General features: G+C 69.2%; 24 protein-coding genes. 12 read left to right on the plus strand and 12 right to left on the minus strand.

Annotated elements, in window-relative coordinates; all coding sequences use genetic code 11:
- Window positions 1-18 precede the first annotated feature (18 nt).
- The 5 genes from MRBLWH13_RS11800 (at window position 19) to MRBLWH13_RS11820 (ending at window position 3,882) form a co-directional block, all read left to right on the plus strand.
- Complete coding sequence (locus MRBLWH13_RS11800; RefSeq protein WP_341955199.1) at window positions 19-918, plus strand: EI24 domain-containing protein; 900 nt, start codon at window positions 19-21, stop codon at window positions 916-918.
- Complete coding sequence (locus MRBLWH13_RS11805) at window positions 918-1,691, plus strand: DNA-formamidopyrimidine glycosylase family protein (protein WP_341955200.1); 774 nt, start codon at window positions 918-920, stop codon at window positions 1,689-1,691. Before MRBLWH13_RS11800 ends, MRBLWH13_RS11805 begins: the two co-directional genes overlap by 1 nt.
- A gap of 129 nt (window positions 1,692-1,820) precedes the next feature.
- Window positions 1,821-2,228 (plus strand): DapH/DapD/GlmU-related protein, encoded by a 408-nt coding sequence (locus tag MRBLWH13_RS11810; protein WP_056313010.1) that lies wholly within the window; start codon window positions 1,821-1,823, stop codon window positions 2,226-2,228.
- 80 nt (window positions 2,229-2,308) lie between these two features.
- Window positions 2,309-3,049, plus strand: coding sequence for a LysR family transcriptional regulator substrate-binding protein (locus MRBLWH13_RS11815; RefSeq protein WP_341955201.1), 741 nt, complete (start codon window positions 2,309-2,311; stop codon window positions 3,047-3,049).
- A 110-nt stretch (window positions 3,050-3,159) separates the two neighbouring features.
- A complete protein-coding gene (locus tag MRBLWH13_RS11820; RefSeq protein ID WP_341955202.1) occupies window positions 3,160-3,882 on the plus strand; it encodes a GMP synthase in 723 nt (240 codons plus the stop codon).
- On the opposite strand, the gene MRBLWH13_RS11825 is transcribed toward MRBLWH13_RS11820, so the two are convergent.
- The gene (locus tag MRBLWH13_RS11825; RefSeq protein WP_341955203.1) at window positions 3,879-4,337 is read right to left on the minus strand and encodes a glutaminase; all 459 of its coding nucleotides are present in this window, start codon (window positions 4,335-4,337) and stop codon (window positions 3,879-3,881) included. The genes MRBLWH13_RS11820 and MRBLWH13_RS11825 overlap by 4 nt on opposite strands.
- On the minus strand, window positions 4,334-5,548 hold the full coding sequence (locus MRBLWH13_RS11830; protein WP_341955204.1) for a cation:proton antiporter: 1,215 nt from the start codon (window positions 5,546-5,548) through the stop codon (window positions 4,334-4,336). The genes MRBLWH13_RS11825 and MRBLWH13_RS11830 overlap by 4 nt, the downstream gene beginning before the upstream one ends.
- A gap of 85 nt (window positions 5,549-5,633) precedes the next feature.
- On the opposite strand from MRBLWH13_RS11830, the gene purU reads away from it, so the two are divergent.
- Window positions 5,634-6,485, plus strand: a complete 852-nt coding sequence (purU, locus tag MRBLWH13_RS11835) for a formyltetrahydrofolate deformylase (RefSeq protein ID WP_341955205.1) — start codon at window positions 5,634-5,636, stop codon at window positions 6,483-6,485.
- Window positions 6,486-6,498: 13 nt separating this feature from the next.
- On the opposite strand, the gene MRBLWH13_RS11840 is transcribed toward purU, so the two are convergent.
- The gene (locus MRBLWH13_RS11840; RefSeq protein WP_341955206.1) at window positions 6,499-7,545 is read right to left on the minus strand and encodes a DUF561 domain-containing protein; all 1,047 of its coding nucleotides are present in this window, start codon (window positions 7,543-7,545) and stop codon (window positions 6,499-6,501) included.
- A gap of 98 nt (window positions 7,546-7,643) precedes the next feature.
- Between MRBLWH13_RS11840 and MRBLWH13_RS11845 the strand changes: the two genes are divergently transcribed.
- Both MRBLWH13_RS11845 and yidC read left to right on the plus strand, forming a co-directional pair.
- A complete protein-coding gene (locus MRBLWH13_RS11845) occupies window positions 7,644-7,916 on the plus strand; it encodes a DUF6412 domain-containing protein (protein WP_341955207.1) in 273 nt (90 codons plus the stop codon).
- 62 nt (window positions 7,917-7,978) lie between these two features.
- Window positions 7,979-8,740 (plus strand): membrane protein insertase YidC, encoded by a 762-nt coding sequence (gene yidC, locus MRBLWH13_RS11850; protein WP_341955208.1) that lies wholly within the window; start codon window positions 7,979-7,981, stop codon window positions 8,738-8,740.
- Between the two features lie 13 nt (window positions 8,741-8,753).
- Here yidC and MRBLWH13_RS11855 read toward each other — a convergent pair whose 3' ends face one another.
- Window positions 8,754-9,740 carry a DMT family transporter gene (locus MRBLWH13_RS11855; protein WP_341955209.1) on the minus strand — a complete coding sequence of 329 codons (987 nt, stop codon included), beginning with the start codon at window positions 9,738-9,740 and terminating at the stop codon, window positions 8,754-8,756.
- A gap of 65 nt (window positions 9,741-9,805) precedes the next feature.
- Window positions 9,806-10,156: an ATP-dependent DNA ligase gene (locus MRBLWH13_RS11860; RefSeq protein ID WP_341955210.1), complete on the minus strand. Its 351-nt coding sequence runs from the start codon at window positions 10,154-10,156 to the stop codon at window positions 9,806-9,808.
- 197 nt (window positions 10,157-10,353) lie between these two features.
- On the opposite strand from MRBLWH13_RS11860, the gene MRBLWH13_RS11865 reads away from it, so the two are divergent.
- Both MRBLWH13_RS11865 and MRBLWH13_RS11870 read left to right on the plus strand, forming a co-directional pair.
- Window positions 10,354-10,875 carry an FHA domain-containing protein gene (locus MRBLWH13_RS11865; protein WP_341955211.1) on the plus strand — a complete coding sequence of 174 codons (522 nt, stop codon included), beginning with the start codon at window positions 10,354-10,356 and terminating at the stop codon, window positions 10,873-10,875.
- On the plus strand, window positions 10,872-11,387 hold the full coding sequence (locus MRBLWH13_RS11870) for a nicotinamide-nucleotide amidohydrolase family protein (protein ID WP_341955212.1): 516 nt from the start codon (window positions 10,872-10,874) through the stop codon (window positions 11,385-11,387). The genes MRBLWH13_RS11865 and MRBLWH13_RS11870 overlap by 4 nt, the downstream gene beginning before the upstream one ends.
- 98 nt (window positions 11,388-11,485) lie before the next feature.
- Here the strand turns inward: MRBLWH13_RS11870 and MRBLWH13_RS11875 are convergent, their stop codons facing one another.
- From MRBLWH13_RS11875 to MRBLWH13_RS11900, 6 genes are all read right to left on the minus strand, one after another.
- Entirely contained in the window at window positions 11,486-12,574 is a 1,089-nt protein-coding gene (locus tag MRBLWH13_RS11875) for an alcohol dehydrogenase catalytic domain-containing protein (RefSeq protein WP_341955213.1), read from the minus strand.
- Between the two features lie 14 nt (window positions 12,575-12,588).
- Window positions 12,589-13,350: an HAD family hydrolase gene (locus MRBLWH13_RS11880; RefSeq protein ID WP_341955214.1), complete on the minus strand. Its 762-nt coding sequence runs from the start codon at window positions 13,348-13,350 to the stop codon at window positions 12,589-12,591.
- Entirely contained in the window at window positions 13,347-14,510 is a 1,164-nt protein-coding gene (locus MRBLWH13_RS11885; RefSeq protein ID WP_341955215.1) for a TIGR03364 family FAD-dependent oxidoreductase, read from the minus strand. Before MRBLWH13_RS11885 ends, MRBLWH13_RS11880 begins: the two co-directional genes overlap by 4 nt.
- A complete protein-coding gene (gene phnE, locus MRBLWH13_RS11890) occupies window positions 14,507-16,243 on the minus strand; it encodes a phosphonate ABC transporter, permease protein PhnE (protein ID WP_341955216.1) in 1,737 nt (578 codons plus the stop codon). The genes MRBLWH13_RS11885 and phnE overlap by 4 nt, the downstream gene beginning before the upstream one ends.
- Window positions 16,240-17,148: a phosphonate ABC transporter ATP-binding protein gene (gene phnC, locus MRBLWH13_RS11895; RefSeq protein WP_341955217.1), complete on the minus strand. Its 909-nt coding sequence runs from the start codon at window positions 17,146-17,148 to the stop codon at window positions 16,240-16,242. Before phnC ends, phnE begins: the two co-directional genes overlap by 4 nt.
- A gap of 149 nt (window positions 17,149-17,297) precedes the next feature.
- A complete protein-coding gene (locus MRBLWH13_RS11900; RefSeq protein ID WP_341955218.1) occupies window positions 17,298-18,227 on the minus strand; it encodes a phosphate/phosphite/phosphonate ABC transporter substrate-binding protein in 930 nt (309 codons plus the stop codon).
- A 169-nt stretch (window positions 18,228-18,396) separates the two neighbouring features.
- On the opposite strand from MRBLWH13_RS11900, the gene MRBLWH13_RS11905 reads away from it, so the two are divergent.
- Window positions 18,397-19,140, plus strand: coding sequence for a GntR family transcriptional regulator (locus MRBLWH13_RS11905; RefSeq protein WP_341955219.1), 744 nt, complete (start codon window positions 18,397-18,399; stop codon window positions 19,138-19,140).
- A gap of 319 nt (window positions 19,141-19,459) precedes the next feature.
- Here MRBLWH13_RS11905 and MRBLWH13_RS11910 read toward each other — a convergent pair whose 3' ends face one another.
- On the minus strand, window positions 19,460-20,620 hold the full coding sequence (locus MRBLWH13_RS11910) for a histidine kinase (RefSeq protein ID WP_341955220.1): 1,161 nt from the start codon (window positions 20,618-20,620) through the stop codon (window positions 19,460-19,462).
- Window positions 20,621-20,846: 226 nt separating this feature from the next.
- Between MRBLWH13_RS11910 and MRBLWH13_RS11915 the strand changes: the two genes are divergently transcribed.
- Window positions 20,847-21,500 (plus strand): response regulator transcription factor, encoded by a 654-nt coding sequence (locus tag MRBLWH13_RS11915; RefSeq protein ID WP_341955221.1) that lies wholly within the window; start codon window positions 20,847-20,849, stop codon window positions 21,498-21,500.
- The last annotated feature ends 6 nt before the right edge of the window (window positions 21,501-21,506 follow it).

Below are 21,506 nucleotides of genomic sequence, written 5' to 3' on the forward strand. Positions count from 1 at the left end.
TGCTCCTAGGCTGGACGCATGATCCGGGAGTTCTTCGACGGCGTCCGCACCCTGCTTCGCGGCTTCGGCACGTGGCGGCGGCGTCCAGGCCTCATGGCACTGGGACTCGTTCCCGGCGTCATCGCGGCCATCGTCCTGCTCGCGGGGCTCATCCCCCTCGCTCTCTCGCTCGGCCCGATCTCCGACATGCTGACGCCGTTCGCCGACGGCTGGATCCCCGCGTGGCGTTCCGCGCTCCGGGCAGCCGTCGGCATCGTCGTCTTCGTCGCCGCACTCGCACTCGCGAGCGCCGTGTTCAGCGCTCTCGCCTTGGCGATCGGCGACCCGTTCTATCAGCGCATCTGGCGAGCCGTCGAGACGGATCTCGGCGACGCCCCCGCCACGGACGGCGGCGGCTTCTGGATGGCGGTGGGCGAAGGCCTCCGCCTGGTGCTGCTCGGCATCCTGATCGCGCTCTTCGTGCTGCTCCTGGGGCTCGTGCCTCTCGTGGGCGGTTTCGTGGCCGCGGTCGCCGGTGTCGTGCTCTCGGGACGGATGCTGGCACGCGAGCTCACGGGCCGTGCCTTCGACGCCCGCGATCTCTCGCCCGCCGACCGCGCCGCGTTGTTCCGAGGCAGCAGGGCGCGGGTGCTCGGGTTCGGCGTCGCGACGCAGCTGTGCTTCCTGATCCCCGGCGGTGCTGTCGCGGTGATGCCGGCGGCCGTGGCCGGAGCGACGGCCCTCGCCCGCACCATGCTGCAGCGCACAGCACTGCAGCAGGTCGCACACGCGACTCCGCCGCCGCCCGCGCCGGGCTCCAGTACCGCGCCGCTCCCCCCGCCTCCCGCATCGGGCGCCACCCCCGCACCGCTGCTCCCGCCGCCGCAGTCAGCTCCGCCGCAGGCCGCTCCGCCGCGTCCCGGACCAGGGCGCGCCTGATGCCCGAGGGCGACACCGTCTTCCGCGCGGCCAGACGTCTCGACGAGGCCCTGGTCGGCGGCGAGGTCACCCGTTTCGACCTGCGAGTCCCCCGCTTCGCGACCCTCGATCTGACGGGCCAGCCGATCCACTCGTCGATCGCGCGGGGCAAGCACCTGCTGCTGCGCATCGGCGACAGCACCTTGCATTCCCATCTGCGCATGGATGGCGCGTGGCTCGTCTACCGCGCGGGCGAGAAATGGCGGCATCCGGCGTTCAAGGTGCGGGCGATCGTCGGAACAGCCCAGCGCGAGGCCGTGGGCATCGACCTCGCCGAGATCGAGGTCGTGCCGACCCGCGACGAAGACGAGCTCGTCGGATATCTGGGCCCCGACCCGCTCGGTCCGGACTGGGATGCGGCCGAGGCAGCGCGACGACTGGGCGCAGACACCCGCAGCATCCACGTCGCCCTGCTCGATCAGCGGAACGTCGCCGGATTCGGCAATGAATACGCAGCGGAACTCCTTTTCCTCCGCGGAATCCTGCCGACGACGCCCACCCCTGAGGTCGACGTCGCAGCCCTCCTCGACCTCGGCGTGCGCACGATCCGCGCCAATCGGGACCGCCGACATCGCACCTTCACAGGGGTCGATCGTCCCGGGCAGGGAACCTGGGTCTACGGCCGCGCCGGGCGCCCCTGCAGGCGGTGCGGAACCCTCATCCGCCGCGGTGAACAGGGCGCGGACCCGACTCGAGAACGCATCACATTCTGGTGCCCTGTCTGCCAGCGCTGAGCCGTATCCACGCTCCGGAAGACCCCGCATCCATGCTCGGGAATGAATCCGCATCCATGCTCGGGAATGAATCCGGTGCCCCTGTGGTTATTGATATATCCGGAGAACTCCGGAACACGGGGAGGAATCGTGGGCAAGAACTACGTCGACATCGAGAACGACCAGGGCGCGACGCTGCGGTATCGCAAGCACGCCAATGGCCGCGGTCTCGTCGCGCATGGCGCGAAGGTCCATCCGAAGGCGCACATCGAAGCGGGCGCGTACATCGAACCCGGCGCGCGCATCGGCGCAGGGGCGACCATCGCCCGCGGCGCCTGGATCGAACCGGATGCCGTGATCGGCGAGGGTGCGCACGTCGACGCGCACGCACACATCGGGCAGGGTGCCGCCGTCGGTGACGGCGCGCACATCGGCGTCCGCACCGAGGTCGGAGCCGGAGCACGCATCGTCCGCGGCGCGCGCATCGGCGACGACGAGACGGTGGCGGCCGGACTGACCGTCGCCACCAACCAGAAGGGGCTCTGGCTCGCAGCCTGACCCCGCCGGCAGAGCCGACCGCCCCTGCCCACCGTGACGCCGCCTCTGGCGCGCCGCATCGGGCGGGTACCCTGGATGACATGGCGACTCAGGGACGACGACCGGCTGGACGCGCCGGCAAGGGTTCGCCCGTGCGCCGCAACAGGGCAGCACCGGCGCAGCGCTTCCCGCCTCCCCAGCCGCCGAAGAAGACCGCCAAGGTGGTCTTCGATGCCCCTGAGGCCGAGCCCGAGGAGCCCCGCACCTTCCGCCTCGGCGTCGTGCCCGGAGCCACGCCCGGCAAGTGGATCGACGCGTGGAAGCGCCGGATGCCCCATGTGCCGCTCGAGCTCGTGCCGATCGAGGTCGCGGCCCAGTCGGAGGTCATCCGTGACCTCGACGCGGCGATCGTGCGTCTGCCTCTGGAGGACGACTCGCTGCACCTGATCACGCTGTACGACGAGGTGCCCGTCGTCGTGGCGTCCGTCGAGTCTCACCTGCTCGCGGCCGACGAGCTGACCCTCGCGGATCTCGCCGGCGAGGTCGTGATGACCCCGGTCGACGATCCGCTCGGTCCTCTCGACATCCCCGGCGCCGTCGCGCCGCGCTTCGCGCCGCTTCCGGTGGCCGACGCCATCGTGACCGCGGCCGCCGGCACGGGTATCGTGATCGTCCCGATGTCTCTGGCCCGGCTGCATCATCGCAAGGATGTGGGCCAACGCCCGCTCGTCGACGGACCGGTGTCGACCGTCGCGCTCGCCTGGCGGCGCGAGCACACGACCCCCGATGTCGAGACCTTCATCGGGATCGTCCGCGGGCGCACCACGAACTCGTCACGGTGACCACGCCGCGACGATGCGGTGACGATGCCGTGACGACACCTGCGCGAGTCCGTGCCCGCAGTGTGACGGTCGCGACATCGACCCCGTCGCGTCGTCGTTAGACTCTCGTGGTGGTCTCGCTTCTCTATGTCTGTGTGCGCCCCGAACTCGGGGCGGCGGATGCCGAGCACGCCTCGTTCCGACGGGCGCTCGGCGTCGACGTCGTCGACCGCCTCGATCTGCTCACCGAGCGTCTCGATCCCGCCCGCCTCGCACGCTACAGCGGCGTCGTGGTCGGCGGCTCGCCCTTCAACGTGAGCGACGAGCACAAGTCCCCGGTGCAGCTGCGGGTCGAGGCCGACCTCGAGCAGATCGCCCGACAGTCGATCGCCGGCGAGATCGCGGCCTTCTTCACGTGTTTCAGCATCGGCGTCGTGACGCGGATGCTCGGCGGCGAGGTCACCTCGGACACCCCGGAGTCCGCGAGCGCCACCGTGATCTCGACGACCGCCGCGGGCGCCGTCGATCCGGTCTTCGGGCCGAGCGCCCCCGCGCTCACCGTCTTCACGGCACACAAGGAGAGCGCTGCCGCCGTGCCCGATGGCGCAGTGCTGCTCGCCACGAACGACACCTGTCCGGTGCAGGCGTACCGCGTGGGCACGCACCTCTACACGGCGCAGTTCCACCCCGAGCCCACTCCACGTGACTTCGCCGACCGCATGACGTTCTACCGCACCACCGGCTATTTCGACCCCGACGAGTTCGACCTCGTGCAGGGCCAGGTGCTCTCGGCATCCGTCACCGAGGGCGCAGCGCTCCTGCGCCGGTTCGCGCAGACGTTCGCCACGGCCTAGCCCCGGAGCAGCTCCACCCGCTCGCGCAGGTACGCCTCCAACGGCATCCATCCTCCTGCGGTGCTCCAGTGCACCGACGGCACGCCCTCGATCATCTTCAGCGGCCCGGACTCGCCGCCCGCGTCGACGGCATCCACATCGATCACCGTCCAGCCGATGTGCGCGATCTCGCCCTCTCCGAACCCTCCGCGCAGCGCGAGTGCCCGCCGCGCGGCGCGCTCGCGTGCGGACTCCGCCGTGTAGCCGCGCCGACCGGGATCGGCGGCGCGCAGTACCTCGGCAGTCGCGAGCGCGTGGGTTTCGGTGAGCAGCAGCACTCCGAGGTGCCAGGCCTCGCCGACCCGGACGATCCGCTGGCCACGCCAGCGCGAATCCCGCTCCTCGCCGAGCCCTTCCTTGGGCAGTCCTGCCAGGTCGGTCACGGCCTGCGTGAGCAGTGCGGATGCCGTCGTCACAACTCTCCTTGGGGTATGTCTCGCACCGGCTTCGGGGCGACGAGCACGGCCGCGTCGCCGCGGATCAGCATGCCGATCAGCGGGAACAGGAGCACCGACAGCATCCCCGCCCCGACGAGAGCTGCCGCGGTGCCGGTATCGATCATGTCGTGGTCCACGCCGATCGCCGTCACGGCGACGATGATCGGCAGGCCGGTGGCGGCCAGCAGTCCGAGTGCGGTGCGGTCTTTCGCGGTCGCGCCGGGTGGCGCGGAGAGCTGCGCGGTCGCCCCGCGGAGCACGAGCAGCGCTCCGAGGAACAGGGGCAGCATCAGCATCGCCGACGAGGAGGTCACGAGCGCTTCGAGGTCGAAGTTCACACCGGTGTAGAGGAAGAAGATCGGCACCAGGAAGCCGAAGGCGATCGCCTCGATCTTCGTCTCCATCGCCTCGGCATCCTTCTTCGGGGCCCTGGCCATGATGATCCGCCAGATCGCACCGGCGACGAAGGCACCGAGGAGCATGTCGAGATCGAGCATGACGCTGAGGCCGACGAGGGCGGCGACCAGCAGCAGCACGAATCTCACGCCGAACTGGTCGGAGGTGTGCAGCGTCGCGCGCACGAATGCGTGCAGACGCCCGTGCGACACCCGGTGCGCCATGAACACCGCGAGACCCGCGAGAACCACGAAGGCGAGCAGCACCGCCGTGGCGAGAGGAGTGGTGCGGGTGCTGAGGAAGAGCGAGATCGCGATCAGCGGCAGGAACTCACCGGTCGCGCCGATCACCGTGACCGCGCGGCCGAACGGGGTGTCGGTCTCCTTCGCGTCGCGCAGGATCGGCATCAGGGTGCCGAGCGCGGTGGAACTGAGGGCGATCGCGATCACGACCGTCCCCTCGCCCGGAGCGAGCGCGAACCCGATGACGAGGCCCAGGACCACACTGATGACCCACCCGATCGAGGCGCGCGCCAGCGGCCTGCCGGCCACAGCCCGGAAGTCGATCTCCGACCCTGCGACGAAGAACAGCAGCGCCAGACCGAAGTCGCTGAGCTTCTCGAGGATGCCCGTCGGCTCGACCCAGCCGAGCACGGCCGGGCCCGCGAGGATCCCGAGGACGAGCTCGAAGACGATGATCGGCACGCGGACGACGGGGCGGATGCCGCGCGCGAGCAGCGGCGCTGCCACGGCGAGCAGCGGGATCAGCACCAGTCCGAGATCGCCCGCGTTCACAGACTCAGAGTAGCGAGAGCGCGCCCGCGATTCGCCCGGTGGTCGCATCCACGGCAGAATCGATGCACACCCCCGAGGAGCCCCCATGTCTCAGCCCGACACCGCCCGCCTGCTCATCGCCTGCGACGACCAGCCCGGCATCGTCGCCGCCGTCGCCGGCGTGCTCGCAGCCCACGGCGCGAACATCATCTCGCTCGACCAGCACTCGACCGACTCCGAGGGCGGTCGGTTCTTCCAGCGCACCGTGATCCACCTGCCCGGCCTCGCCGCCGCCCGTGTCGCGCTCGAGGCCGACCTCGCGCAGGTCGGCGAGCGGTTCGGTATGGAGTGGTCCCTGCACGACACCGCACGGCGGAAGCGCGTTGCGATCTTCGTGTCGAAGTACGACCACTGCCTGATGGAGCTGCTGTGGCGCACGCAGCGCGGCCAGCTCGACATCGACATCACCATGGTCGTGTCCAACCACCCCGACCTCGCCGAGTCGGTGCGGTCTTTCGGCGTGCCGTTCGTGCACATCCCCTCGGGCGACAAGCAGGCGATGGAGCAGCGTCAGCTCGAACTGCTGCGCGGGAACGTCGACCTCGTGGTGCTCGCGCGCTACATGCAGATCCTCACCGACGGCTTCATCGAGGGGCTCGGCGCGCCGGTCATCAACATCCACCACTCGTTCCTGCCCGCATTCATCGGCGCGAACCCCTACGCCCGTGCGAAGGACCGCGGCGTCAAGCTGATCGGGGCGACCGCGCACTATGCGACGGCCGACCTCGACGAGGGTCCGATCATCGAGCAGGACGTGACCCGCGTCACGCACTCCGAGTCGGCGGCCGACCTGCAGAGCCGCGGCGCCGACGTCGAGCGCCTGGTGCTCGCGCGGGCCGTGCAGTGGCATGCCGAGGACCGCGTGATCGTGCACGGGCGCTCCACCGTCATCCTCTAGCGACAGCGTCGGCTCAGCGGCCCTCGGGCACTCCCGCGAGCATCTCGGCGAACGCCTCCGCCGCCGTCGGATAGCCGGCGAGCGGTGCCCCCTGGCCCATCCACAGCGACTGCATCTCGCCGAGATTCTGCTGGCCTGCCGCCGTGCGGAACTGCCCGGTGAGCCAGTTCTGCATCGGGAACGGGGCGATCATGCCACCGGCCTCGATAGCGCGCACCACTGTGTTGCGGGCACCGCGGGCGAGGCGTCCGCTCATCGCGCGAGTGAGCACGGTGCCGTCGGCTGCGGTGGATCGGATGGCCTCTCGGTGCGCGTCGTTCGCGGCGGACTCCGCCGTCGCCAGGAACGCTGTGCCCACCTGCACGCCCGAGGCTCCGAGCGCGAACGCCGCGGCGACACCTCGCCGGTCGGCGATCCCGCCGGCGGCGATCACCGGCACGTCGACGGCGTCGACGACCTGGGGAATGAGCGCGAACGTGCCGACGAGCGACTCCTCAGGCGGTCGCAGGAACGAGACCCGATGCCCTCCCGCCTCCAGCCCGGTCGCGACGACGGCATCGATCCCGACCTCGGCGAGGGCCGTGGCTTCGGCGACGGTCGTCGCAGCTCCCACGACACGGATGCCGCGGCGGTGAGCCTCGTCGACGAGCTCCACCGAGGGCACGCCGAACACGGTGCTGAGCACGGGCGGAGCGGACTCCCAGATGGCGTCGAGCTGCTCGTCGAGCGGGGGCAGGTAGCGCTCGGGTCGGCTCGGGACCTCTACGCCCACGGCGTCGTAGAACGGCTCGAGCGCCTGGGCGAACACGGTGTGCTGAGGGTTCGGTGCGACCTCGTCGCCGGTGGGCAGCCAGATGTTGACCGCGAACGGACGCGACGTCGCCTCACGCAGAGCGGCCACAGTCGAGCGGATGCGGTCTCCGTCATAGCCGTAGAGGCCGTATCCGCCGAGTCCGCCGGCTTCGCTGACCGCCGCCGTCAGGGCGACCGAGGAGAGTCCACCGAACGGACCGAGGAAGATCGGATGCTCGATGCCGAGCAGCTCACGCAGGTCAGTCATGCTTCGAGGCTATCGCCGCCAGGACGCTTGAGGGCAGGCGCCCGCAGTCGATCCTGCTCCCGGATCCCGGTGTTACGCTCGCTGGGAAGGAGGCGCGCATGAGCGAGTGGTTCGGGCAGATGCTCGCCTTCGTCGCGTCCGCTCTCGGGATCGTCACGGTGCCGGATGCCGCCACCCTCGGTCTCGCGATCGCGTTGATCGCCCTGACGACGCTCACCATCGTCGTCGCGCTCAGTGTCTCACCGCCCTCGCCGAGCACCGCTCCGCATCCGCTGCGGGCGATCGACGTCTCGACGCTGCTGGCCCAGAGCGATCCTGACGCCGCCGGTCACCCGCGCCCTCGTGCGCCGGGAGTCGCCGTTCCCGCGTAGTCCGTCCTCGTACGGGACTGCGCGGCTTTCGCCGACCCTTCCCGACACACGAACGGACAACCATGGACATCTTCGCCTTCCCTCCCCTGACCGCCCTCCTCGACGCTGCCTACGGCGCGCTCGCAGGGCTCGCCTCCCTTCTCGACCCCCTCGCGGGGGCGTCCTCCGCCGCCCTCGCCGTGGTTCTCGTCACCCTCCTCGTGCGCGCCCTGCTGATCCCGGTGGGGTTCTCTCAGGCCAGAGCCGAGCAGACGAGAGCGCGTCTCGCACCTCGGCTGCGCGAGCTGCAGCGACGCCACAAGAAGAATCCCGAGCGACTGCAGAAGGAGATGCTCGAGCTCTACCGCTCCGAGAACACGTCTCCGTTCGCCGGCATGCTGCCGGTGCTCGCTCAGGCGCCGATCGTGGGCCTGCTGTACACGCTCTTCATCCGGCCCGAGATCGCCGGGCACCCCAACGACCTCTTGACGCACGACCTCTTCGGCGCTCCGCTGGGCACCAGCCTCGTCTCCTCGGTGTTCGGCGGCACCGCATCGCCGTCGACGCTGCTGGTGTTCGGCGTGCTGATCGTCATCATGCTCGTCGTCGCCGACATCACGCGTCGCGTCTTCACGCCGGCCCCGGTCGAGGGCGACTCGCCTCTGAACTCACCGGCCATGCTGCGCGTCACGAGCGCGCTGCACTATCTGACGGCGGTCTTCGCGGTGTTCGTGCCGCTCGCCGCGGCGCTCTACCTCACGGTGACGGTCGTGTGGACCCTCGTGCAGCGCACCCTGCTTCGCCGCCGCTACCCTCTGCCCATCTCCGCGGCGGTCGCCGCCTGACACGCCACCGTCGTCACTCCGGCAGCGGGATCGGCGCGGTGAACGGCCCGGTCTCGTCGTCGGGATGCGGCTCGTCGCGATCCGCCCCGTCGTCGCGGTCCGTCCCGTCGCGGTCCGATTCGGCATCCGCCGGGCGTCGCTGCCGACGCACGCCGAGCGTGGTGCCGACGCTGGCCGCGACCACGAGGGCGATCGCGAGCATCCGCAGCGGGGTCGCGCTCTGTCCGAGGATCAGCCACCCGGCCAGAGTCGCGAACGCGGGCTCGAGACTCAGCAGCACGCCGAACACGCGCTGCGGCAGACGGCGGAGTGCGGCGAGTTCGAAGCTGTACGGGATGACGGAGGACAGCACGGCGGTGACCGCGGCGAGCAGCAGCAGCTGCATGTCGCCGGCGACCGTGACGGCCGCGGGAACGCCGACCGGGATCAGCAGCACGGCGGCCACGACGAGCCCCACCGCGAGGCCGCTGCTGCCGGGGATGATCGCGCCCACACGGGCGCTCATCCTGATGTACATGGCCCAGAAGCCGGCCGCGATCAGGATGAACACGAGGCCGAGCGGATCCAGCGGCTCGGAGCCGATCAGCCCGTCGATCCCCAGCAGCACCATGCCGAGCAGAGCGACGCCGACCCAGGCGGCATCCGCGAGACGCCGGGTGAGGACCGCGGCGAGCACGAGCGGGCCGAGGAACTCGATCGCGACGGCGGGGCCGAGCGGGATGCGGTCGATCGCCGCGTAGAAGAACCCGTTCATGCCCGCGAGCGACAGCCCGAAGAACACGGCGGCGAGCCACTGCGACCGGCTCCAGCGGATGGGGCGCGGCCGCACGATGACGATCAGAAGCAGAGCGGCGATCGCGACGCGCAGCGACGTCACTCCCCACGGGCCGAGCACGGGGAAGAGCTGAGCGGCGACGGCGGCACCGAACGGCAGCGAGAGGCAGGAGCAGACGACGAGAGCGACGCCCACGAGAGGGCGGGACGACGCGGACTGCTTCACCCACCCAGCCTACGGGCCTGTCAGGTCGCCACGATGTCGCGAGGGGCGGCTCAGACGGGGGCGGCTCAGGCGGGCGGCGCGGAAGGAACCTCATCGGCGGCCTGCGCGGAACCGGGCGCCTCCTGCGGCTCGGGAACGAGGTACAGGCCGCTGGGCGCGTTGGCGGTGAACGCCAAGGCCTCGATCCACGCCCTGTTGACCGACGGCTGCCGGCTGCCGAAGTATTTGAAGACGAGTGAGCTGCCCGGCTGCACCCACACCGTGGTGCGGCCACCGCCGACGCTGGAGTCCTCACGCCAGCTGAAGGGGAAGGGCTCAGCCCTGCGCAGCTTCGCCGTGATGACCAGCTGCAGGTGAGTGAGCGCGCGATCCTCGATCTCGGTCTTCACGCTGCCCTCGTAGATGAACTTGCCCATGCAGCCCTCTCCTCCCATGTTCCAGGTGCATCGCATCGATCATAGGGGGAAGAAATGACATCATCCCCACTGGATGACCGGACCCCGATCGCGGCCTGTACGTGGGCGAGCTTGCGGGCCCCGGGCCACGAAGTCAACCCCCTCCGCACCCTTTTTCGTCCCGTCTATCCTGTCTCTGACTGCGAGGAGACGGCACCATGAATGCACGCCACATCGACGACCGCCCCGACGAGGGATACAGCCCCACCACGACCCATGCGGAGTTCGGTGCGGGCAACCCCCGGTTGCGCGTCTCGCGCGACGACCTGCGCTCCGAGTTCCTGCTCGAGGTCGATGTGGTGCGCATCGGCTCCGCTGCCGACAGCGAGCTGCGCCTCGATGAGGCCGACCCCGTGCACGCCACGATCACGCACGACGACCGCGACGAGTACGTCGTGGAGCTGCACGGCGAGGGCGAGATGAACACCAACCCCGACGCGGATGCCACGCACCCCGGCGAGCGCAAGCAGACCCTTCGCACCGGAGCTCGATTCACGGTCGGACCGTGGGAGCTCGTGTTCGCGCGCGACGAGTTCGCCGACCACGGCCGCCCGTACGGCGGCCGCAAGGGCGGCGAGTACTCCGATCAGCCGCTGCAGCCTCCCCGCCCCGACTACGAGGACGCGGCGAGCGTCGAGACGGATGCGCCGACGCACGACGACTCCACCGAAGAGAAGTGACGCAGGAGCAGTCGGCGCTGGATCGTCTGAGCGAGGTCGCCGCAGAGCGCGGACTGCGCGTCTGCGTGGTCGAGTCGCTCACATCCGGACGCCTGTCGAGCATGATCGGCGCAGGTGGGGATGCCGGCGAGTGGTTCGCCGGCGGGATCGTCGCCTACCTCACCGACGTCAAGGAGAACCTGCTCGGTCTGACCCCCGGGACGGACCCGTGCTCGGCCGAGTGCGCAGAGCATCTCGCCGAGAGCGCGCGACGCCTGTTCGACGCCGACCTCTGCGTCTCGACCACCGGTGTCGGCGGTCCCGATGCCGAGGGCGGGCATGAGCCCGGAACCGTGTTCATCGGATGGGCGACGGGCGACGGCGTCGGCCACCGGATGCTGGCGCTGACCGGCGGCCCTCAGGAGATCCTCGATGAGACCGTCGACACCGCGACGCGGCTGCTCGCGTTCCACGCCGAGGGGATCCGGCCCGCGGGGCCCCGGCGTACAGGCTCGCCTGCGGCATCCGTCTGAGCGCACGCGCTCTCTGAGCGCAGCCGCACGCGGTCGCTGAGAGCAGCCGCACGCGAACGGTGAACTCAGCTGTACCCGGTCTCTGAGCTCGGCTGAGCTCAGCGCCCCGGCACGAGCGCTATCCGAAGCGGAGCCCCCGGCGCGGAAGCGGCGGTGATCGCCTCGTCGATCGCCGCCAGTTGACGCACCTCGCCGACGGCCTCTGCGAACGGATACGCACGCCCTCGACCGGCGAGGAAGGCGACCGCCTCAGCGAGTTCCGCGGCGGTGTAGTTGTGCACTCCGGCGACCGTGACCAGACGCCGCACGGTGCTCTCGGCGTCGAAGGGCACGGGGTCTGCGGGGAACACGCTGCCGACGAGCACGACAGTGCCACCGATGCCCACACCGGCGATCGCCTCGGACACGGCATGCCCCGATGCCTCGATCACGACGTCGGGATCGCAGTCGAGCTGACCCGCTCCGAACCGTGCGGCGAGGGCGAGACGGTCGGGCGCAGGGTCGAGCATCTCGACGGTCGCCCCGTGCTCCACCGCGATCGCCGCGGCAGAGAGCCCGACGAGACCCGCGCCGTGGATGCGCACTGCGGCCCCGTCGAGGTCATGATCACGCGCCGCTCTGGCCACGGCGGCCCAGGCGGTGGCGGTCGCGCAGGATGCGGGTGCGAGCACGGATGCCGGCAGCGACTCGGGCACCCGCACGATCGCCGTGCCTGCTCGCACCTGCACGTGGGTGCCGAAGGCGCCGGTGAGGTCGCCGTGCACTCCGACCCTGTCGTGGCCGTACTTGCCGAGGTCGCGGCATTTCTGCGTGAGGCCGCGTGAGCAGCGATCGCATGTGCCGCACGAGATCGTCACCGACCATACGACGCGGTCGCCGATGCGCAGAGCGGTGCCGTCGACCGCGGTCGCTCCCGCGTCGCCCGTAGCGATCACCCGCCCGACGCTCTCGTGCCCGAGCACCAGCGGCACGGGAGCCGACCGGCGCCCCTGCACGGTGTGCACGTCCGACCCGCAGATAGTCGACATCTCCACCGCGACGAGCACGTCGTGCTCGGCCAGCGCGACGCCGGGAACCGCGATCGTCTCGTGAGCGTGCCCCTGGCCGATCCACACCATGGCGGTCGCGGCCGGACGCAGCGCGACATCCCGGCGCTGTCCGGGAGGACGGATCAGCAGCGTTCCCATGTCGTCCGCCCGTCTCAGACGGTGGCGACGAGAGGCAGCAGGCCTCGCTCGGCGAGTGCGCCCTGAAGCTCCGTCACGTCGGCGAGCACCGCGTCGGCGCCGGCCTCGGTGAGCGCCCGGACGCGGTGGGCCCCGGTGAGCACACCGGCGACGAATCCCGCCCCGGCGCGGCGCCCCGACTCGACATCGCTGACGGTATCGCCCGCCACCGCGACAGCTCCGACCGACGAGGTCCGCGTGCGGATCAGCGCCATGAGAACGAGGTCGGGCGCAGGGCGCCCTCGACCGGCATCCACCGGCGACATCGCGAGGTCGACGAGACCGTTCCAGCCGAGACCGTCGATCAGCGCATCCCGCGTCACCGGCGCGAATCCCGTCGTGAGCACGACGGTGAGGCCCGCATCCTTGAGGCCCTGGATCGCATCGGCCGCCCCGGGGATCTCGGTGACTCCCTGCTCGGCGACGATCTCGGCGTATGCTCCTTCGAATGCCGCAGTGGCGCGCTCCGCAGCGGCGCGATCGCCCCCGGCGAGATGCGTGAACACGTCGATCTTCGACTGGCCCATCGTCGCGCGCACATGGGCGAGGGCGTCGTCCCACGGCATCCGATCCGCGACCCCGGTGCGCTCGGCGGCGCGCCGGAAGGCGGTCTCGACCACCCCGTCGTCGAGCACGGTCGTGCCGGCCATGTCGAGGACGACGAGCTCGAGAGCGCGGCCTTCTTCGATCGCGCGGCCCTCTTCGAGCGGACGGCCTTCTTCGATCGGAGTGGTCATGGTGTTCCTTCCATTGCGGGTGTCCACCCGAAGGCGGCGGTGAGATTCTCTTCGGCGAGCCCCAGACCCGTGGTCATTCCGATGCCGGTGGTCGCGGCGAGCACCAGCACCCCCTCGTCGCCCCTGTCGATGAGGAAGTCCTGCGACGCCTTGGCGTAGACGCCCTGCCAGCGCTCCAGCACACGCGGTGCCGGCATGTCGAAGAGCGCCTCCGCCTCGGCGAGGAAGGCGGCGAACGCGGCTTCGGGCTGGAAGGGCACAGGCGCTGTGGACGTGGCGTGCGAGTCGCCGATGATGAGCGTGCCGTCGGGCAGCTGCGTGTACATCTGGTTGAGGTCGAGGGCTGCGAGATCGGGGCGCTCTGCATGCAGGCGCTCCCGCAGTGCGACCGTCGCCTCGCCGTCGGCGAAGCGCCCGTACCGCACGAGCGACCAGCCCGTCAGCAGCGGGGCCGAGAGCGGATGCCGGAACGTCACCGCCGCGCGCATCATGTCGAGCGCGCAGCGAACCACCCCGATGCGCTCGGCGACCTCGGGCAGCAGCTGGTCGATGTCGTGGTTGACCGCGACGACGACGACACCTGCTGTGATCGCGCCGCGGGTCGTGTCGACGCGCCCGCCCGACACCGCTGTCACGGCGGTGCGGAAGCGGAATTCGACGCCCAGGCTCACGAGGTGCCGGACGATGGCTGCGGCCGCACTGCGGGGGTCGGTCTGCAGGTCGGTCTCGATATGGGCTCCACCGACGAGGCCGTCCGCGCGCAGCGGCGCCCGTCGCAGGAGTTCGTCGGTCTCCAGCATCCGGATGCCACCATCGGTCGCCGCCTGTTCGAGCACCGCGATCTCGTCGGCATGACGGGCCGCGACCAGGGTGCCGGATTCGCGCAGCCAGAAGCCGGCGTCGCGCGACAGGCGAAGCCACAGGTCACGGGAGGCGTCCGCGTAGCGCCGCGCCTCCCCCGCCTGCGCACCGATGCAGAGGTGGCCGAAGTTACGGATCGTGGCGCCGACCGGAGCATCCGCCCTGTCCACGACGATGACGCGCAGGCCTCGTCGCACGGCAGCGTAGGCGGCGCCGAGACCGACGATGCCGGAGCCGACGACGACGACATCCGCCGTGTTCGCCGCCTTCCCCGCAGTGGTGAGCGCGGCGCGGGTCATCGGAACACCTTGCGCATCCACATCGCGAGCCCTTCGACGATCAGCACCGTCGCGAGGATCATCAGCACGATCGCGGTGACCGTCTCGTAGCGCGAGCCCTGGCTGGCGTTGAGCAGGTAGTAGCCGACCCCGCCGCCGCCGACGATGCCGAGGATCGTCGCCGCGCGGATGTTCGTGTCGAGCATGTAGAAGCTGTGCCCGATGAGCGCCTGCATGCCCTGCGGCACGGTGGCCGAGGTGTAGGTCTGCAGCCGCGTGGCGCCGACGGCTCGCAGCGCGCGCTCGGGGCCGCGGTCGACCTCTTCGAACGAGTCGGCGATCAGCTTGCCGAGCAGACCGATGCCGCCGATGGCGAGCGCGATGACTCCCGCCTGCGCCCCGAGGCCGGTGATCACCACGAGCACGATCGCGAGGATGAGCTCGGGGATGCCGCGGATGCCGACGAGCAGGAATCGTGCCACGCCTCGCGCACCGGCGCTCGGTGCGACGTTGCTCGCAGCCAGCGACCCGAGGATCAGCGAGGGCAGCAGGGTGAGCACGGTGGCGGCGAGTGCGATCGCGACGGTGTCGCGCATCGCGCTGAGCATGACGGAGGCGTCGTAGCTGCCGAACGACGGCGGCCAGAACTTGGCGGCGACCTCGGGGAGCTTCGCCCAGAAGGTGAAGAAGTCCATCCAGTTGATCTGGCTGACGACCACACTGCCGATCACGACGAGCACGGAGATCACGACGCCGGTGGTGTTGCGCACACGTTCGGCCGTCCACGGCCGACGTACGGCGCTCTGCGGAGAGGCCGCCCACGCAGGGCTCATGCTCGCGGCCTCGCCTACCCGGTCGCCGAGGCGGGGGTGGATGAGCCGGTCGATCCATGAGCGGGTGTGCTTCTGGTTGCCGAGCATCGCACCTCGCACCATGCTCGAGACGATCTCCATCACCACGCACAGGATGAAGATGACCAGGGCGATGCCGAGGCCCTTGCCGTAGTTGAGCGCCTTGAACGCGTACGACATCTCGAGTCCGAGACCTGCGACGCCGACGTAGCCGAGCACGACGCTGCCGCGCAGGTTGATGTCGTTGCGGTGCAGCACGGTCGCGACCCAGCTCGGCAGCACCTGCGGCAGGATGCCGGAGACGAACTCCTGCATCTTCGAACCGCCCGCGGCGCGGATCGCGAGCCGGGGTCCCTCGTCGATCTGCTCGATCGCGTCGGCGAACATCTTCGAGATCATGCCGATCGAGTGGATGCCGATCGCGAGGATGCCGGGCAGGGTGCCGAGCGAGAACATGAGCACGAACGCCATGGCGAGCACGACGTCGGGAAGCGCACGGGTGAGCACGCCGACGAAACGCGCTGCGGCGCGCCATCCGTTGCCCGGGGTCGTGTTGGAGGCGGCGAGGTATGCGATCGGCACCGAGAGCACCGCAGCGAGCAGCGTGCCGACCAGCACGAGCCCGACCGTGAGGGCGATCAGCCAGGCGAGGTCGGCAGGTTCCGGAAAGGAGAGTCCGCCGACGCGCGCCATGAAGTTCTCGGCGTTGCCCCAGCTCTGCACCATCGCCGGGATCGAGATGCCGACCTCGTTCACCGCGAGGATGCCGAGGCCGACGAGAGCAAGAAGGGTCAGCCCTGCGGCGATGCGTTCAGCCGAGATCGGACGCCGCGGGGCACGATCGGCGACGGTCGCGGACGCGGGCACCTCGTGGGCGCGCGGTGCGTCGGAGAGGAGGCTCATGAGACTCGCGCCCTGTGGAGCTGTGCGGCTTCGGTGACGCCCTCGCCGTCGGTGTTGCCCGCGGTGGTATCGCCGGCCGTCTCGAGGGCGACGTCCGCCGCGATCTCGATGAGTTCGGCCTGCACGGCCGTGATCTCAGCGGTCGTCGTCGCGACGCGTCCGTAGATCTCCATGACCTCCGCCTTGGTGAGGTCGGTGGTCGGGGTGTCGAGCACGATCTCGCCGTGTCGCAGACCGATGATGCGGTCGGCCCACGAGATCGCGAGGTCGACCTGGTGCAGGCTGCAGACGACGGTGAGGCCCTCGGCTGCGGCGATCTCGCGGATCAGCGCCATGACCTGGTCGCTCGATTCGGGGTCGAGAGAGGCGACGGGCTCGTCGGCGAGCAGGACGTCGGGCTTCTGCATGAGGGCTCGTGCGATCGCGACGCGCTGCTGCTGTCCGCCAGACAGGGTGTCGCTGCGCTGGTAGGCACGGTCGAGCAGGCCGACGCGATCGAGGTGCCCGAGCGCGCGGAGCTTCGCCGCCTTCGAGTAGCCCCAGAGACCGAATCGGGGTCCGCGGACCTCGGACAGCGATCCGGTCAGCACATTCTCGAGAACAGTGAGCGAGGGCACGAGTTCGAACTGCTGGAAGATGAAGCCCACCCGGCTGCGGAGCCGACGAAGAGCCTTGCCCCTGAGGGTGGGAACCTTCGCGCCGAGGACCTCGATGTCACCGGAGGTCGGAGTCTCGAGGCCGTCGAGGTGGCGCAGCAGCGTCGACTTGCCCGAGCCCGAGAGGCCGAGCAGCACGACGACCTCGCCGCGTGACACCTGCAGCGAGACGTCCTTGAGCGCCGTCGTCGAACCGAACTTCTTGGTCACGCCCGCCAGGCGGATCAGGGCGTCGGATGCCGCATTCATTGCATTCTCTCCAGTGGTGCGTCGTGCTCGGGTGTTCGTCGTGCTCGGGTGGTGCGCGTTTCTGTGGGTGAGCGCCCTTCGCCTCCCGCAGCTGCTGCGGAGGATGAGACGAAGGGCGCTCGACCCCGACCGATGGTCAGTGCCGGGGGTCAGCCCTGGCACTGCTCCGCTTCGGTCTCCTTGCAGATGTCGCGGATCAGGTCGTAGTACGCGTCGTCGACCGGCTTCGTGGCGAAGAAGACGCTGCGGAACGAGTCCGTGTCGGCGCTGTCGATGCCGGCGGCGATGATGTCGTCGATCGTGATCTCGGAGAGTCCGTCGATGAGCTTCTTCGAGACGTCATCGGGCAGAGTCGAGGAGTAGACGAGCGGGGCGCCAGGGACCATCGTCTCGTCGATGACCTTCACGGCATCCGACTTCTCGACCTCGGAATCCTCCGCGAAGCCGACCTCGCACTCGACTCCCTCGCCGACCTTCTGCACGCTGACGTCGTGCTTGCCCGCGAAGACCGGGGTGATGTCGGCCTGGGGGTCGACGCCCGCTTCCAGCAGGTTGTACGACGGGAAGAGGTAGCCCGACGTCGACGACGGGTCGACGAAGCAGACCTTCTTGCCCGCGAAGTCCTCGATGCTCGAGATGTCGCTGTCGGCGGGGACGATCGCCTGCGAGTAGTAGCCGGGCTCCTGGCCCTCTTCGGTGACGATCGAGGAGATCGGGGTGAGCTTCGCGCCGTTGTTGGTCGCGGTCACATAGGTGAAGCCCGAGAACGAGGCGACATCGACCTTGCCGGCGACTGCGGCCTCGATGAGAGCCGCGTAGTCGGTGGACTCGTGGTACTCGACGGACTTCCCGGTGATCTCGGCGATGTAGTCCATCAGGGGCTGGTAGTTCGTCTCGGTGTCGACCGAATCGGGGACGACGCCGAAGACGAGCGTGTTCTCGTCGACCGCGAAGCCGCTGGCGGTGGACGACTCGTCGGCGGCGGACGAGCCGGTGGCCTCGGCGGAGCCGGAGCAGGCGGCGAGACCGAGCGCGAGGATCGCTGCGCCGGCGAGGAGGGGGAGAGCGCGGAGCTTCATGAGGACCTTTCACGGTGGGAGGGGTGATCCGTGAGCAACTCTGACAGCCCGCACGTCGAGATATATACCTAACTCGGAAGAGTTCAGGACTCGTTCACCCGCGATTTCCCCGGATGAACACGCGCACAACGGACGCCAGCCACGTCTGGACGCCAAGTAGTATGCCTATGTGGCCGAAGCTGTATACACCCAGATCGCTGACGACCTGCGCGCGCAGATCGCCGCGGGCATCCTGCGCCCCGGCGATGATGTGCCGACCGAAGCGGATCTCGCGGCTCGATGGCAGACATCGCGCGGCCCCATCCGCAATGCACTGGCGGCGCTGAAGAGCGAAGGCCTCATAGAGACGGGCCGCGGGCGCCCCGCACGAGTGGTCGCACGCAAGGCGAGCCAGGCGGTCGACATGTCGGTGCCGTTCACACGATGGGCGCGAGATCTCGGGGTCACCCCGGGGGCGCAGACGCAGGAGCTGAGCCTGCGCCGCGCGGGTGATCGCGCGGACATGCTCGGCGTCGCACCGGATGACACGATCGTCGGCGTCGTTCGACTGCGCCTGCTCGACGGTCGCCCGACCATGCTCGAGCGGCTCTTCTACACCGAGGCGGTCGGACGAAGACTGTTCGAGGTGGACACCGACGAGATCTCGATCACGGAGTACCTCGGCTCTGTCGGGCACCCCATCGTCGGGCTCGAGCACCAGATCGATGCGGTCGCCGCGGATGAGCAGGATGCCGCGTTGCTGCGAGTCCCCTCAGGGACGCCGATCCTGCGGCTGAGCCGCATCTCGCGCGACGCGGACGGGCACATCTTCGAGGCGTCGGAGGATCGCTACCTGAGCGAGGTCGTGCGCTTCACGGTCGCAGCGTCCGGAATATCGACGGACGGTCACTACATGCGCGCAGTGGGCGGCTAGGAGCCGGGGCAGCCGACTTCTCATCCGTGAGGGAGAGAAGCCGATCGCGAGCGCGATGGGGATCAGATTCCAAGGACCGCGCTCGCGATCACAGCGCTGGGGATGCGCTATTTCTGGGGTATACCCAATGTAAGCGCCCGGCTACACCATCGAACACGGCCTAATGTCGAGACCTCACATAGACCTTCGTCTAGTGTTTCCCGATCGAGGCTCGGAATTCCGTGGTTCATCGCCGCGGGTTCCCGGTATTTCTCTGACGCCGGAAGTGCTCGCGAGCGCTCGTCAGTCAAGGCTTCGCGACGGATCGGGCGCTCGTCTGTCAGGGCTTCGCGACGGATCGGGCGATCGGCAGACGTGCGGCCACGACCCACCGACCATCGACTTCTCCGGCACTGAACTCACCGCTCGCGCCGAGAACGCGCTCGGCCATACGGCCGATTCCGGTGCGGCTGGAGGAGAGCTCTCGCCGCGGCGTCACCGACAGGGGGCTGCTCACAGTCATCTGCGCCATCTCATCGTCGACGTCGAGTCGGATCTCGATCTCGCCCTGACCGGCGTACTTGAGGACGTTGGTGGCGGACTCGCGCATGATGCGGGCGAGGATGATCTCGGCAGCGCGAGGGATGCGCTCGTCCGCGGGGTCTCCGTCGAGCAATACCGAGTGCCCGGCGGATTCGAATTCCTGCTTCGCCTCATCGATGGATGCGGCGAGGTCGCCGGTCGGCATACCCTCGGAGCGAGGGCCGTCGTCGGCGAGGTCAATCACGAAGCGGAGATCGGTCATCGCCTTGCGGGCGGCGATCCGGATCGCCTCTTGCGAATCGGTGCTGGTGCGATCGTCGTCGAGCATCTGCACGTGCAACGACACCACGGTGAGGTGGTGCGCGATGCTGTCGTGCAGCTCGCCGGCGATCCAACGTCGTTCGGCGAGTACTGCTTGGCGCTCCTGCTCGGCCTTCTCGGCCAGCTGCACTTCGAGAGTCCGCCCTCGGGCGAACGCGATACGGAGTGCGAAGCCGACGGCACCGGATACTGCGGCACCGACGAGGAAGATTGCGATGTTGAAGGCATCCCTCGAGTCGCCGGAGACGACCAGTGCGGATGCGACAAGGAAGACACCGGCATACGACAGGACCAAGGAGGTCCACCCCAGACGCACGATCAAGCCTGCCGCGAAAGCGCCGACCGTGAGCACCTGAGCTTCGATGCCGGGGATGAAGGAGAGTGCGAACACCACGCCGAGGGCGTATGTCGCGATCAGTGGCGACCAGAGATACAAGGCCAGGACCGCGGTGGATGCGATCCCGATTGCCGCCGTCAGCGGCTCCAACCCCGGAGGGAGGAACAGTCCGACGATGTCGAAGATGAAGATCGTCCCGACCACCACCAGTACGGCGATCCGTTCGATCGTGCTGAGCTTCTCGCCCTTGCCGAGTCGGGTGACGTCTGTGCGTTCACCCGCCGAAAGACTTGAAGCCATACTTCAGTATCTCCTTTCCGCCAGATATGTTAACGGTAGAAGCCGAAGAAGAGTCCAACCTGGTTCCAGAAAGACATAGAGATTCACCTCCTTTATTGCACTTTTGACTAGCGATGCATTCATCTTCTCGGTGATCTGCACGCCGCACATCTGTCTCTCGTCTAGACCTCACTAGCCAAAGGTCCAATACATCGCGTCTGAGGTCGCCCCCGGTTAGGCTTCCTGCATGTCGCAAATCCGTGTCGTGATCGTCGACGACGACCCCCTCGTGCGCTCCGCGCTCTCCCACTTCGTCTCTCGAGACCCTGAAATCATGGTGATCGCCGAGGCCGAGTCGGGGCTGGAGGGCATCGAGGTGGTGGAACGCGAGCGTCCTGACGTCGTGATGATGGACGTGCAGATGCCGGAGATGAACGGCATCGAGGCGACTGCCGTGATCAGCGAACGCTGGCCCGAGGTCAAGATCCTGGCCGTGACCACGCTGGATGGAAGCGACACAGTGCTGCCGATGCTCAGCGCCGGCGCGTCGGGGTATCTGTTGAAGGACTCGAGTGCGGCCAGCATTCTCGAGGGTGTGCGCGAGGTGTACAGCGGCGCGAGCTCGCTGTCCCCGCGGATCGCGTCGCTGCTGATCAAGCACGTGCGCGACACCGAACCGGTGGGCAATGACGGCACACTGGAGGTGCTGACCGACCGTGAGCAGGAGGTGCTGCAGCGCCTGGCCCAGGGCATGTCGAACGCCGAGATCGCGCGGACGCTCATCGTCTCAGAGGGGACGGTGAAGGCCCACCTCGGTCGCATCATGTCGAAGTGGCATGTGCGTGACCGCGTGCAGATTCTCGTCACGGCAGCGCACGCCGGACTCGTCGAGTTCCGCTGAGTCGCT

The sequence above is a fragment of the Microbacterium sp. LWH13-1.2 genome (genome assembly GCF_038397735.1).
Lineage (GTDB): Bacteria > Actinomycetota > Actinomycetes > Actinomycetales > Microbacteriaceae > Microbacterium.

What these genes read in the sequence shown, in the direction of transcription:
- MRBLWH13_RS11800 (WP_341955199.1), top strand. Translation starts at nt 19, where the DNA reads ATGATCCGGGAGTTCTTCGACGGCGTCCGCACCCTGCTTCGCGGCTTC.
- MRBLWH13_RS11805 (WP_341955200.1), top strand. Translation starts at nt 918, where the DNA reads ATGCCCGAGGGCGACACCGTCTTCCGCGCGGCCAGACGTCTCGACGAG.
- MRBLWH13_RS11815 (WP_341955201.1), top strand. Translation starts at nt 2,309, where the DNA reads ATGGCGACTCAGGGACGACGACCGGCTGGACGCGCCGGCAAGGGTTCG.
- purU (WP_341955205.1), top strand. Translation starts at nt 5,634, where the DNA reads ATGTCTCAGCCCGACACCGCCCGCCTGCTCATCGCCTGCGACGACCAG.
- MRBLWH13_RS11840 (WP_341955206.1), bottom strand. Translation starts at nt 7,545, where the DNA reads ATGACTGACCTGCGTGAGCTGCTCGGCATCGAGCATCCGATCTTCCTC.
- MRBLWH13_RS11845 (WP_341955207.1), top strand. Translation starts at nt 7,644, where the DNA reads ATGAGCGAGTGGTTCGGGCAGATGCTCGCCTTCGTCGCGTCCGCTCTC.
- yidC (WP_341955208.1), top strand. Translation starts at nt 7,979, where the DNA reads ATGGACATCTTCGCCTTCCCTCCCCTGACCGCCCTCCTCGACGCTGCC.
- MRBLWH13_RS11860 (WP_341955210.1), bottom strand. Translation starts at nt 10,156, where the DNA reads ATGGGCAAGTTCATCTACGAGGGCAGCGTGAAGACCGAGATCGAGGAT.
- MRBLWH13_RS11865 (WP_341955211.1), top strand. Translation starts at nt 10,354, where the DNA reads ATGAATGCACGCCACATCGACGACCGCCCCGACGAGGGATACAGCCCC.
- MRBLWH13_RS11875 (WP_341955213.1), bottom strand. Translation starts at nt 12,574, where the DNA reads ATGGGAACGCTGCTGATCCGTCCTCCCGGACAGCGCCGGGATGTCGCG.
- MRBLWH13_RS11880 (WP_341955214.1), bottom strand. Translation starts at nt 13,350, where the DNA reads ATGACCACTCCGATCGAAGAAGGCCGTCCGCTCGAAGAGGGCCGCGCG.
- MRBLWH13_RS11885 (WP_341955215.1), bottom strand. Translation starts at nt 14,510, where the DNA reads ATGACCCGCGCCGCGCTCACCACTGCGGGGAAGGCGGCGAACACGGCG.
- phnE (WP_341955216.1), bottom strand. Translation starts at nt 16,243, where the DNA reads ATGAGCCTCCTCTCCGACGCACCGCGCGCCCACGAGGTGCCCGCGTCC.
- phnC (WP_341955217.1), bottom strand. Translation starts at nt 17,148, where the DNA reads ATGAATGCGGCATCCGACGCCCTGATCCGCCTGGCGGGCGTGACCAAG.
- MRBLWH13_RS11900 (WP_341955218.1), bottom strand. Translation starts at nt 18,227, where the DNA reads ATGAAGCTCCGCGCTCTCCCCCTCCTCGCCGGCGCAGCGATCCTCGCG.
- MRBLWH13_RS11910 (WP_341955220.1), bottom strand. Translation starts at nt 20,620, where the DNA reads ATGGCTTCAAGTCTTTCGGCGGGTGAACGCACAGACGTCACCCGACTC.
- MRBLWH13_RS11915 (WP_341955221.1), top strand. Translation starts at nt 20,847, where the DNA reads ATGTCGCAAATCCGTGTCGTGATCGTCGACGACGACCCCCTCGTGCGC.